This is a genomic window from Rhodococcus sp. G6(2025), from assembly GCF_058628105.1.
Genome location: NZ_CP179750.1, coordinates 4228087 through 4242347, shown reverse-complemented (window position 1 = coordinate 4242347; position 14261 = coordinate 4228087). Strand labels below are relative to the sequence as shown.

General features: G+C 69.2%; 1 protein-coding gene (running past one end of the window). It reads right to left on the bottom strand.

Annotation, left to right across the window (positions count from 1 at the left end; genetic code table 11):
• Positions 1-14261, bottom strand: the 5' portion of a protein-coding gene (locus ACLIVD_RS19425; RefSeq protein ID WP_491930450.1) for a non-ribosomal peptide synthase/polyketide synthase. It extends 12415 nt beyond the left edge of the window; only the first 14261 of its 26676 coding nucleotides appear in the window; it begins with the start codon at positions 14259-14261; its stop codon lies off the left edge, out of view.

Here is a 14261-nt window from a genome sequence, read left to right as displayed (position 1 = left end):
GCGGTGTTCCAGCGGACGACATCACCGCTGCGATACATGCGACCGCCCGGCGGGCCGAACGGATCGGCGACGAAACGGGTGGCGGTGAGTGCGGGCTTGCCGTGGTATCCGCGGGCGATCGCGTCGCCCGCGATGTACAACTCACCCCGGGCCCGGATCGGGACCGGTTGCATCCGAGCGTCGAGTACGACCTCCGTGACGCCGCGGATCGGGCCACCGATCACATTCGCACCGTCGGCGGCCGGATCGTCCGAGACATCCGCCGCCACAGTGCTTTCCGTCGGTCCGTACGCGTTGATGAGTCGACAGTGCGGAGACCACCGGCGGATCACCTCGGGGGTGCACTTCTCCCCACCGGTCACGACGCACTCGAGGTCGTCGAGGCCCCCCGGGTCCAGGGTGGCCAGCGTCGTGGGGGTCAGGAAAGCATGGGTCACCCGGTTGTCGGCGAGATGCCGACGCAGTTCATCCCCGCCGTAGATCGTGGTGGGCACGATCACCGCCGTGGCTCCCGCGGACCACGTGAGCAGATACTCGAGTACCGACGCGTCGAAGCTGGGAGACGCGAAATGCGCCACCCGGGACGCCGCGGTCACCCCGGCACGCTCGCGCAACGTGGTTGCGAGAGAGTTCAATCCACGATGACCGACCACCACCCCTTTCGGAACCCCGGTGGACCCGGACGTGTAGATCAGGTACGCCGCATTGTCGGGGCGGATCGTGGGCGCCGGACGAGCTTCCGAATCACGGGTGTGTGGTAGCCGGCCGGCACCCGTGCCCTCGATGTCGATCCATGTGACGGTGTCCGGCAGCGCGTCGCGACGGCTGCTCGTGGTGAGCCCGACGAGGACTCCGGAATCGGTGACCATGTGCTGGATGCGGATCTGCGGATACGTCGGGTCGACGGGCACGAACGCGGCGCCGGTTCCGGCGACGGCCCAGACGGCGAGGACTGACTCGAGGGACCGCGGTATCGCGATGGCGACCACACTTTCCGGACCCACGCCCGACTCGACGAGACGGTCGGCAAGGAGCAATGCGCGGGCCTCGAGTTCGGCGTACGTCAGCCGGCGGGCCCCGTCGTCTACGGCGACGGCGTCGGGCGAGCGCTCGGCGGCGTCCGCGAGGATCGCGCCCAGGGTCCGCGGCTCCTCGGCCGCCCCACCCCGGGCGGGCACCACGGCTCGCTGCTCCGCAGCATCCAGCAGGTTCAGGCGGGCGATCGGCAGGGACGCGTCGGATCCCATGGCGACGAGCACACGCGCCAGTTGTCCGAGGATCGCGTCGACGCTGTCGGCATCGAATGCCGACAGCTGGAAGATGCCCCGCAGGTGGAGTGTGGTGTCGGTGGTGGTGGCGAGTGCGAGGGGGTAGTGGGTGGCGTCGGTGGCGGAGGTGGTGGTGATGGTGAGGTCGGTGGGTGGGGTGGTGGTGTGGTGGGGGTAGTTCTCGTGGACGGTGATGGTGTCGAAGGTGGTGGCGTGGGGGTTGGGGATGTGGGTGAGGGGGAGGTGGTGGTGGTCGAGGAGTTGTGTGTGGGTGGTGTGGGTGCGTGTGAGGAGGGTGGTGAGGGTGTCGGTGGGGTGGAGGGTGATGCGGACGGGGATGGTGTTGATGAAGAGTCCGATCATGGTTTCGATGCCGGGGATGTGGGGTGGGCGTCCGGAGACGGTGGTGCCGAAGGTGATGTCGGTGGTGCCGGTGTGGGTGGCGAGGACGAGGGCCCAGGCGGTGTCGATGATGGTGTGGAGGGTAAGGTCGTGGGTGCGGGCCACGGTCCGCAACGCATCCGTCTCCGCGGCCGTCAGTGCCACCACGCGCTCCGCGCAGGGACCCGCAACCCGGTGAGGATCGAGACCCGGTGCGAGCCGCGTAGCGTCCTCGACACCCTCGAGCGCACGACCCCACGCGGCGACGGACGCCGAGACGTCGCGTGTGCCCAGCCATTCGAGGAAATCACGGTACGGCGGCACCGGCGCAAGCGCATCGGGATCGGCGTGGTGCTCATAGAGCTCGAGGAGTTCGTGCAGCAGTAGTGGGGTGGACCAGCCGTCGAGTACCAGATGATGGTTGGTGAGCACCAGGTGGTGGTCGTCGGGGCCGGTCGTCACGAGGGTGAATCGCAGGAGTGGCGGCTCGGCCGGGTCGAACGGCGCGGCGCGGTCCGCGCTGACGATGTCGCCGAGTTCTTCGGCGGGACGGTGTGCGGTGGTGACGTCGTGGTGCGCCCAGGCGAGAGCAGTGGTCGTGACGACCTGTACCGGTGTGCCGTCCGCCGTGTGAGTGAAGGCCGTGCCCAGGTTCGGATGACGACCGAGCAAGGCTGCCACGGCGTCGCGGAGACGGTCGGCGTCGAGGGGTCCGTCGATGTCGAGGACGAGTTGGACGACGTACGCGTCGGCAGCGGGGCCGCCGAGTTCGGCGTGGAAGAGAAGACCGGCCTGCAAGGGGGTGAGGGGCCAGACGTCGGTGAGGGTGGGGTAGTGCTGGTGGAGTGCGTCGAGGGCGGGTTGGTCGAGGTGGACGAGGTCGAGGTCACTGGGGGTGAGCCGGCCGGCGCCGGGTCGGCTGATGTGGTCGGCGAGGGCGGTGAGCGCTTCGGTCCACAGCTCGGCGATGTCGTCGACATCGGTCGCGGCAAGGACACCGGCGGCGTAGGACCACGTCGCCGTCAGCCGTGCAGCGCCCTCAGTGACGACCGTCGCGGCATCGATTGTCAGGACGGCGGCAGCGGCAAGGTCCGAGTCGGGTCGTCGGCCGAGATCCACATCCGTCACAGGCATCCAGCCCGCCTCCGGACCTGACGGCGGGTGGTCGAACCGGCCGAGGTAGTTGAGGGTGATTTGGGGTTGGGGGAGGTTGCGGAGTTGGGTTGCGGTGTGGGGGTTGAGGTATCGGAGGGGGCCGTATCCGGTGCCGTGGTCGGGGGTGGTGTGGAGTTGTTCTTTGATGGTGGTGAGGGCGTGTCCGGTGGTGGGTCCGCCGGTGAGTGCGTCGTGGAGGTCGACGTCGGTGAGGTCGAGGAGGGCGGGGTGGATGGTGGTGAACCAGCCGATTGTTCGGGTGAGGTCGGCGCCGGGGATGTGGGGGTCGGTGCGGCCGTGGCCTTCGATGTTGACGAGCAGGGTGTGGGTGGGGGTGTGGTGTCGGTGGCGCCAGGTGGTGACGGCGAGGGCGAGGGCGGTGAGGAGGGCGTCGTCGATGCCGCAGTGGTAGGTGGTGGGGAGGGTGGTGAGGAGGGTGTGGGTGGTGTGGGGTGGGAGTTCGGTGGTGGTGTGGGTGGTGGTGTGTTCGGTGTCGTGGGTGGGGTCGAGGGGTCGGGTGCCGAGTGGGGGGTCGGGGGTGGTGAGGATGTGGCGCCAGTGGGGGAGTTCGTGGGTGTGGTGGGTGGTGGTGTCGGTGAGGGCGTGGGCGTAGCGGCGGGCGCTGGTGGTGACGGGTGGGAGTGTGGGGGTGGTGCCGGTGGTGTGGGCGTGGTGGGCGGTGGCGAGGTCGGGGATGAGGATGCGCCAGGAGACGCCGTCGGTGGCGAGGTGGTGGATGGTGAGGAGGAGGTGTCCGGGTTGGGTGCGGGGGTCGAGCCAGACGAGTTGGAGCATGATCCCGTTTTCGGGATCCAAACGTGCGGCGGCAGCACGGGACTCGACCTCGGCCCGGCCCTTCAGGTCGGCCGGATCATCGAGTGCGACCCGGCGGATCAGCGACGCGACCCGTGGAGCCTGGTCGGCGGCCAGGACCTCCAACACCGTGTCTTCGTCCGTTGTTCCGCGCCGGAGTCGGGCTCGGAGCATGTCGTGGTGGTCGAGGACTGTCTGCACGGTGGCGGTGAGGGTGTCGGTGTCCAGGTCGGGTGGTGCGGTGAGCAGGACCGATTGGCAGTACGTGTCGAGGTTGCCACCGCGCTCGAGCAACCACCGCGCTGCCGGTGGCAGCGGGAACGACCCGATCCCTCCGCCCGGAAGCTCGGAGAGGACCGCGCTCGGCTCCGGCCGTGTGGAGATCGCGCGCGCGAGCCGGGCGATCGTCCTGTACTCGAACACATCCCGCGGAGTGAGTGCCAGCCCGGCGGTCTTCGCGCGTGCCACCAACTGGATGGCCATGATGCTGTCGCCACCGAGCGCGAAGAACGAGTCGTCGACACCTACGGACTCGAGGCCGAGCACGTCGCCGACGAGGGCGACCAACGACTCTTCGACAGCTGTTCCAGCCGAGCGGAATTCCGCGGCGCGGGTCGTGAAGTCGAGGGCCGGGAGCGCGTTCCGGTCTACCTTCCCGTGGGGCGTCAACGGCAGCGTGGACAGTGAGATCACCGCGGACGGAACCATGTGCGAGGGAAGAAGTGACCTCGTGTGGTCGAGCAGTTCCTCCTCTGCAACGTCGATGCCGGGGACGGGGACGACGTATCCGACGAGATGGTGTGCGCCGTTGCGATCGGCTCGCGGCACTACCACGGCCTGCGAGATCCCGGGGTGACGCAGGAGGGCGGATTCGACCTCGCCGGGCTCGACGCGGTAGCCGTGCAGCTGAACCTGGAAGTCGGTGCGGCCGTGGTAGTCCAGCTGTCCATCGGGGTTCCAGCGGGCAAGGTCTCCGGTTCGGTACATGCGGGAGCCGGGGACGCCGAACGGATTCGCGACGAACCGACCGGCCGTGATCCCGGGCCTGCCGAGATACCCCCGCGCCAACTGAGCTCCGCCGAGATACATTTCGCCGGTCACCCCGGGGACGACGGGGTGCAGCCGGCCGTCGACGACGTACACCTGTGTATTCCACACCGGCGACCCGATGGGCACAGCGGGGGCAGGTTGGTCGGCTGCGACGTCGTGGTACGTCGCTGTCACGGCCGCCTCCGCGGGACCATACATGTTGCCGAGGCGGACACCCTGCGCAAGCACGCTGCTCGCCGTCCGTGCACTGATCGCCTCACCCCCGGTCAGGACCCGGCGCAGGGACCCGGGGAAGGAGTGCCGATGATCGTTGACGAACACGTCGAGTAGGGAGGGCACGAACTCCACCACTGTGATCTGCGTGTCGTCGAGGAGGCCGGACAGATAGTCGAGGTCGAGCTGCCGATCCGGGCGCAGGAGGACCAGGATGCTTCCTGAACAGAGAGCCGCGAAACACTCCCAGATGGCGACGTCGAAGGCGATCGGCGCCTTCTGCACGGTGCGGTCACGCTCGTGTAGCGGCAGATGAGCCTGCGACCAGGCCAGCTGGTTCGCGATTGCCGCGTGGGATACCGCCACCGCTTTGGGTGTGCCGGTCGAGCCGGATGTGTAGACCACGTAGGCCAGGTTGTCGGGGTGTAGTGGTGCGCCCCGGTCCGCGTCGGTCACCGGTGCGGCGTCTCGGGCCTCGCGGTCGATGTCGTCGAACCGCGCCACCAGAACCCCGGCCGGAGCGGGTAGGTCGGCGTCGGCGGTGGTGACGACGAGAGCCGCCGACGCGGTGTCGATCAGTGATTCGAGGCGGTCGGTGGGGTGGCCGGGATCGAGGGCGAGCACCGCAGCACCGGACTTGACCACCGCGTACATCGCGGCGAGCATCTCGAAGGATCGCGGGAGCATTAGGGCCACAATGGATTCGGCGCCGATCCCGCGGACGAGGAAGGAGCGCGCCAGGCGGGTCGACCAGGTGTCGAGTTCGGCGTAAGTGAGGATTCGATCCTCACAGCGAACGGCCGGTGCATCGGGTGCCGCCGCGACCCGTGCCTCGAACAGGTCCACTATCGTCGCGGCCGGAAGGTCGTGGGCCGTGGCGTTCCACCGGTCGAGGACGAGCCCGCGCTCGGCGTCGTCGAGGATGTCGATGTCACCTACCACCGCCTCGGGATCTGTCACTGCTGCGGTGATCACCCGAAGGAGCCGGCCGGAGAATGCACTGATCGTGCCGGCGTCGAACAGGTCGGTGGCATAGACGATCTGCCCGCTGATACCTGTCACCGAACCTTCCTCGGCCGGTTGTTCACGCAACACCACATTCAGGTCGAACGGCGACACTCGGGGGTCGAGGTCCGCGACATGCACTTCGAGGCCGGGCAGCGCGAGGCGTGGCGGCTCGATGTTCTGGAACGACAGCATTACCTGGAACAACGGATGACTCGCCGCCGAACGTGGTGGGTGAAGTTCGTCCACGAGGGTTTCGAACGGAATGTCGGCGTGCGCGAAAGCCGCCAGATCGGCATCGCGCACCGCCGCCACGACGGCACCGAACGGTGACGCCGGATCGACGGTCGTGCGCAGAACGAGAGTGCCGACGAACATACCGACCAGGGGATCGATCGCCTGTTCGCCGCGGCCGGCGGTCGGCGACCCGACGACGACGTCCGTGGTGGCGGCGAGCCGGGACAGCAACACGGCCAGGGCCGCGTGGATCACGACGAACGTCGTCGTGTGGTGGGAACCGGCGAAGTCGACGAGCCGGCGATACGTCGTCTCGGGCATCACGAACGGCACCGCTGCGGCCCGGTACGACGCGGTGGCGGGACGCGGCCGATCCAGCGGCAACTCCAACCGTTCGGGAAGATCCGCGAGCGCCGTGCGCCAGAAGTCGAGTTGCCGTGCCACCGGCGACGCCGGGTTGGGCACGGACCCGAGGACCTCCCGCTGCCACACCGAGAAGTCCGAGAACTGCACGGGCAACGGCTCCCACACGGGAGCGCGGCCGGCGCGGCGCGCGGTGTAGGCGGTGGAGAGGTCGCGCGCCAGGGGGACCAGCGATGCCCCGTCGGCGACGATGTGGTGCACGACGACAGCCAGGACGTGGTCGCGGTCGTCGAGTTGCCACAGTCGGACGCGAACCGGCGGACCGACCGTGACGTCGAACCCCTCGGCGACAACTCCGTCGATGGGGCCGGATACCTGCGCTGCATCGGCCACGGGAATCGGCGCCAGATCGACCGACACGCTCTCGGCGGGGACGACGACCTGCACCGGTCCGGTGTCGGTCAAGGGATAGAGGGTCCGCAACGGTTCGTGCCGAACGAGGACGTCGAGGAGGGCAGCGCGCAGCGCGGCGACGTCGAGGCGACCCGTCAGCCGGACCACCATCGGAACGTTGTAGACGGCCGACGTCACGTCGAACTGGTTGACGAACCACATCCGCCGCTGCGCGAACGACACCGGTGCAGGTTCGGTATGGACCCGGGGGCCCAGAGCGGGTCGATCCGGGTGCACCTCGCTCGCGTCGAGCACGGCGGCGAGTCCGCGCACCGTGGGCGCCTCGAACAGGGAACGGATCCCGAGTCGGGTCCCGCACGCCGAATCGATTCGGGCGACGACTTTTGCCGCGTCGAGGGACGTGCCACCCAGTTCGAAGAAGTTGTCGTCGACACCGACGCCACCGATGCCGAGAACCTGGGCGATCACCTTCGACACCGTCCTCTCGGTCGGGGTGGCCGGGGCGTGGTACACGGGGGAGTGCCGCAGTTCCTCGGGAACGGGAAGGGCGTCGAGGTCGACGTCCCCGGTCTCGGTGACGGGCAGTCGGTCGAGGACGACGACCGTGCCCGGCACCCAGGGCGGGGGCAGGATCATCGCGGCGTGGGCGCGGATATCGGAGATGGCCGGCGCGGATCCGGGTGCCGGCACGACATACGTCACAAGGGCGGGTTGTCCGGCGCGCGGGGTGTGGTCGACGGTGACCGCGTTCGCGACCTGCGGATGCGCGGTGAGGACGATGTCGATGTCACCGAGCGGGATTCGGTATCCGCGCAGTTCCGTCTGGAAATCGCGGCGCCACAGAATGTTCAGGCTTCCGTTCGGCGTGATGCGAGCGGCATCGCCGGTGCGGAACATGCGTTCGCCGGTCGGGCCGAAGGGGCTCGCCACGAAGTGGGTGCTCGTCGCACTGGCCCGGCAGTGGTAGCCCCGAGCCAGTGCGGGTCCACCGATGTACAACGCGCCGACGACGCCGGGCGGGACAGGCTGAAGGCGGTCGTCGAGAACCGCGAATCTCCGGCCCGGCCCGGGCCGGTACCCCACCCGGTCGGCACCGGATTCCGGTGCGAGATCCGTGGCTGCGGCGAACCACACGGTCTCGACGGACGCGTAGACGGCGACGACTTCGGGGGCAGCCACGACCGCGGCGCCGACGGGGTCACCGGTGAGCAGGACCGAGCGAAGCTCGTCTGCCCCGGGTGCGGATTCCCTTGCTCGGGACAGGTGCTCGTACGCGGCCGGGGTCTGGGCGAGCATGGTGACGCCGCGGCGGTGCAACAGGTCGGCCAGCGCGGACGGTGAGGAGGCAGTAGCGTCGTCGACCACCTCCAGCCGACCTCCGTGGAGGAATGCGCTCCACGGGGTCAGGACGGTGACGCCCGGTGCGAAGGTCGGGACCATTGCCCAGACCTCGCCGGCCGTGACGGCGGGACGTGCCAGTGCCGACAGTACTGCACGGTGAGTCACTGATACCGGTTTCGGTAGCGCGGTCGACCCGCGTGTGAGCAGGACGTAGGCGGCTGAGTCCGGGCTGGGACCGGCGCCGACGTCGACGGCGGCGAGGGGGTGCCCCGACCTGCGCGCGAGGTCGGCGACGGTGCCGGGCGCGTCGAGGACGAGGGTGGGAACGTGACCGTGGGGAAAATGTTCTTCCACAGCGGATGTCGTCACAAGTATCGCGGCGTCGACGTCGGGGATCGTCCGGGAGAGTTGCGTGGGCGACGCCCATCCGGGATCGAGTGGTAGACACACGCCCCCTGCCGCGAGCACGCCCAGTGTGACGGCGACGTAGTCCATCGAATGGGGAATCGCGAAGGCGACGAGGCGTTCCGGTTCCGCTCCGTGGTCGTGGAGCAGCCGGGCGATTCGGTTCACCCGGTCGGCGAGTTCGCCGTACGACAGTGTGTCACCCGCGAACGACAGCGCGACGGCGTCTGGTTGCCGTGCCGCCGTCCGGGCAAATTCTTCGGGCAGAGTCGTCGCGGGGCCCGATTCGTCCGGTGCGGTCCACGAACGGAGGGCGACGTCACGTTCCCGGTCGGTGAGCAGGTCGATGTTCCCGACCACGGTGTCCGGCTCTGTGGTCACGATCTTCAGGACGCGGACGAGTCGGTCGGCGAGCCCACGCACCGTCTCTTCGTCGAACAGGTCGGTGGCGTATACGATTCCGCCGTCGATTCCCTGCGGCGCCCCGCCGTCATCGCGGCGTTCACTGAGCCACACCTGCAGGTCGAACTTACAGATCTTCGGGTCGTAGCCGACGGCCGCGACGCGCAGACCGGGCAGGTCGAGCTCCCGCGCCTCGTGTCCGGCCGGCAGGACGTTCTGGAACTCGAGGAGAACCTGGAACAACGGTGAACGACTGTCCGTGCGTTCGGGTTCGAGGGCGTCCACCAATTTCTCGAACGGATAGTCGGCGTGTGCGAACGCCCCCAGGTCCACATCCCGCACGGTGCGTATGGTGTCCGCGAAGCCCGCCTCGGGATCAATGTGGGTGCGCAGCACGAGCGTGTTGACGAACATGCCCACCACGTCGTCGAGTGCGGGCTCCCCACGTCCCGCGACCGGGGTGCCGATGCTCACATCGTAGGTGCCGGCGAGCCGGGCGAGCACGACTGCCAGCGCTGCGTGACACGTCATGAAGAGTGTGGACGTGCAGGTTCGGGACAGTGCCCGCATGCCGGCATGCAGCTCCGGAGGCAGGTGGAAGTCCACTCGGCCGCCGTGCAGGGACCGCCGCTGTGGGCGGGGATGGTCGGTCGGCAGCGCGAGAAGGGGCGGCGATCCCCGGAGCGACTCACTCCAATAGTCGAGTTGCCGCGACGCGAGGCTGTCGGGATCGGTGGGCCGACCCAACACTGCGTGTTGCCACAAGGCGTAGTCCACGTACTGGACTGCCGGCGGTTCCCAGGCGGGGGCGCGTCCGTCGACCCGGGCACGATAGGCGGCGGAGAGGTCACGAGCGAGCGGACCAGCCGACGCACCGTCGGCCGCGATGTGATGGATCACCAGGGCCAGCACGTGGTCGGTGCCACCGATCGTGAACAGAGACGCTCGGAGCGGCGCATCGACGGTGACGTCGAACGGCGCGGCCGCGGCCCGGGCGACGTGTGCGTCGAGGTCGGTCGGATTGTCGACCCGCACGGTCTCGACCCGGGGCAGCGCCCGTTCGGCGGGCAGGATCACCTGATGTGGTCCGTCGTCCGAGGCCGGGTACACCGTGCGGAGCGACTCGTGCCGTTCCACGATATCTGCGATCGCTGCGACGAGGGCACCGACGTCGAGGTGCCCGGTGAGCCGGACGACCAGCGGAATGTCGTAGGCCGGGGAGTGCGGGTCGTACTGGTTGACGAACCACATCCGTTCCTGGGCCGGGGAGAGCGGAATCCTGGCGGGACGGGGGAACCGGCGGAGGGGAGGCCGCTCGGAGCCATCGCCGCGCCGGCTCTCGACGACATCGGCGAGTGCGGCGACCGTCGGGTGTTCGAAGAGGTCGCGGACATCCAGCGACGTTTCCAGCGCAGAACTCAGCCGTGCTACCACCCGGGTCGCCGCCAGGGAACCTCCGCCGAGATCGACGTAGTCGTCGTCTGCACCGACATCCGCGACACCGAGCACGGTCTCGAACACCGACGCGATCGTGGCTTCCGTCGGCGTGCGTGGCCGGCGGTGGCCGGCGCCGCTCCGCGGGGCGAACGTCGGCACCGGGAGTGCGGCACGGTCCAGCTTGCCGCTCGGGGTGCGCGGAATGACGTCGAGGGGGACGACCGCGGCAGGGAGCATGTGCGCGGGCAGTGTGCGCGCGAGCCGACGGTGCACCTCCCCGACATCGACGCGCCGCCCTTCGGTCGGGTGAACGTAGGCGATCACCGCGGCATCTCGCGTGCGCGGGTCGGTCGCGGCAGTTGCGACAGCGAACCCCACGCTCGGGTCGGCCCGCAGGACTGCCTCGATCTCACCGAGTTCGATGCGAAATCCGCGGACCTTCACCTGGAAGTCGCTGCGCCCGACGTAGGTGAGGTCGGCGGCGGTGGATGGATCCTCCTCGTCCCGGACGCGCCATCGCACGAGATCGCCGGTCCGGTACATCCGCGTCCCCGGCGACCCGAAGGGCGCGGCCACGAAACGGGCGGCATCGAGTCCGGCACGGTTTCGGTAGCCGCGCGCGAGGCCGGGGCCCGCGAGGTACAGCTCGCCGACGGTTCCCGGCGGCACCGGGCGCAACCGGTCGTCGAGCACGACGACCTCGAACCCGCGCACCGGCGGTCCGAGGGTGACCGGCTCATCCGGCACCAAAGGTGCGCTGATGGTCGCCATGATCGTCGCCTCGGTGGGCCCGTAGGCGTTGACGACGCGGCGACCCGCCGTCCATGTCGACGCGACTTCAGGCGGGCAGGCTTCGCCGGCGACGGTGAGATGCGACAGGGTTGGCACGCCAAGGGGATCGAGCGTGGCGAGGGTGGTCGGCGTGAGTACGGCGTGGGTGACCCGATGCTCGGTGAGTATGCGCTCCAGTTCCGCGCCCCCGACCACTTCGGGCGGGACGATCACCACGCGCGCACCGGATCCGACAGCCGCGAGCAGCTCGAACAGTGAGGCGTCGAAGCTCGGCGACGCGAACTGGGCCACCCGCCCGGTCGGCGGCACGTCGAGCCCTTCAATCTGTGCGGCAATCAGATTCGCGATCCCGCGGTGGGTCACGACCACCCCTTTGGGGACGCCGGTCGATCCCGACGTGTATATGAGATAGGCCGGATGGTCCGACCGCAGCGGTCGGGGGCGGTCGGCGTCGCCGACCGGTGTGTCGGTGCGCTCGGAGAGGGTGTCCTCGACGTGACGGTCGTGTAGTTCGATCCACTCGATGACACCGGGTAGGTCGTCCCGGTGACGACCGACCGTGACCCCGAGCGTCGCACCGGAATCGGTGAGCATGTGCGTGATGCGGGCTTCGGGGTATCCGGGATCGACGGGCAGGAAGGCGGCCCCCGACTTCGCGACCGCCCACACGGCGCGGACGAGATCAGCGGATCTCGGGAGCGCGAGGGCGACTACTGTTTCAGGGCCGGCACCCCGGGCGAGGAGAAGGCGAGCGAGCCGGGTGGAGTCGTCGTCCAGCTGGCGGTACGTGACGCCGATGCCGCCACCTGCAGCGTCGACGACGGCGATCGCGTCGGGGTCGCGGTGCGCCGCATCTACCAGGAGGTCGGGCAGCGTGCGCGGCGGAACTCCCGGATCGCCGCGCGCGGGCACGAGCCGGCGCCGTTCGGCGGAACTCAACAGGTCGAGATCCCTGACCGGGATGTCGGGGTGTGCCGTGACCTGGTCGAGCACGCGGACCAGACGGTCGGCGAATCCGCGGATCGTCGACGGCTCGAAGAACTCCCGCGCGAAGGTCAGTCGGAGGTCGAGCCCGGCCCGGCCGGGGCGTTCGACGATGTGGATCCAGAGGTCGGCGGCTTCGTCGGACCGGCTATCGGGTTCGTGCGAGTGATCGCCGGCCTGCACGTCGAACGCGACCTGGAACGGCTGCCGGCCCGTGGAGGGTGCTGGAAACGTGAGCGCGGCGGCGACCTCGTCGAAGGTGACGTCGGCGTGCGTGAACGCACCGAGTTCGGTGGTGCGTGTGCGCTCGAGGAGTTCGATGAACGATTCCGTGCCGTCGACCCTCGTGCGCAGAAGGAGGGGCCATCCGCGTGCGCCCGCCGGTGTCCCGAGGACGACGTCGCGGACTCCGCCGAGACGAGCGAGCAGTGTCGTGAGGGCCGCATGCGAAACGGTGTAGGCAGCGAACGGGCAGTCCCGTCCGAGGTTCTCGATCCGGTGATGCAGGTCCGCGGTCACGTGCGCCTCGACGTGCTCGCGGAGCCTGTCGACGGTACCTGCGCGGCGCGTGTAGTCGCGGGGAAGAGGCGTGTCGTGGGGCAGGTCGGCGAGCATCGTCCGCCAGTAGTCCAGATCTGCTGTGCGCCTGCGACTCCGCACACCTTCGTGTGCGGTCTCCGCGTGCACCCCTGCCACGGGATCGCCGGGATCTGCCGCGAGGAACTCCTCGAGGAGGCCCACGAACGACCGAAGGTGACGAGCCAATTCGTCCCGGGAGTAGCGGTGGGGGTTCCCGCGGAACTCGACGACCATCCGCCCGGCAGCGGCGGTGCGGTACACGTTGACCAGCAGATCCGCCACCGGTCCCGAGGTGACCACGTGAAAGTCTCCGGTGAGCGGACCGAACCGGATCCGGGGGCGGAAGAGCATGACGTTGACCATCGGCCCGGACAGCGAGTCCGTCGCGTCCGTCTCGCGCCGGATGTCCTCCAGCGTGAAGCGCTGATGACGAAGAGCACCCAGAATTTCGTGGTGTACCCGGCGGGTGAGAGTGGCCACCGTGTCGTCGGGTGCGGTGGAGACCTGCAATGGAGCGAGTCCGACGAGCATCCCGCCCGATCGCTGCAGCAGCACGGTCGTGCGGCCCGACACCGGGAGGTCGACGAGCACGTCGTCCCGTCCGGTCATCCGGGCCAGATACGTGCCGAAGGTGGCGATCACGACGGTCGCCGGCGGCACACCGAGCCGTTCGCCGGAACTGTCCAGTCGCTCCGTCGCGGACGCAGACAAGGTGGCCGTCTCGAGGCTGCTTTCCGCGACGGCGGGTGCCACCGTCGGGGACAGGCTCGAGTTGGTACGGCGGCCGGCGAGGTGCTCCCGCCAGTAGGCGCGATCGGACTCGTAGCGCGTCGACGACCGGTACGCCTCGTCGAGGCGGTGAAGGGTGCGCAGATCTGCGGCACCGGCAGGTTCCGGCGTCCGGTCCTCCACGCGGGCGGTGTACAGCGCGGCGATCCGGTTCATGAGCGTCATCGCTCCGTACCCGTCCAGCGCGATATGGTGAATTCTGCTGTACCACAAGTAGTGATCGTTACCGACTCGTAACACCGTCGACGTCGCCAGCCGGTCCCGGGTGGGATCGAGCGGCGCGGTGTAATCCCGCGTCATCCACGCGTGAGCGGCTGCGATGGGATCGTCCGCACCACCGAGGTCGACAAATCCGGTCGACAGGTCAAGGGTCGGGTCGACGGTCTGGAACGGCTCCCCGTCGATCTCGAACACCCGGAGGAACGCCGACTGGAACTCGCGGCCCGCGGTCACCGAGGCTTCGTCGAGGACGGCGAGGTCCAGGGCGCCGCGCACCTCGACGTACTGTGCGATGCACCTCGGGACGTCAGGGGCAAGGCGCTGGGCCAGCCAGATTCCGCGCTGCGCGGGAGTCAGCGGGAAGGCATGGGGACGACTGCGGGCGGTCGCGTCGCTCCTGTTCCTGGTATCCAC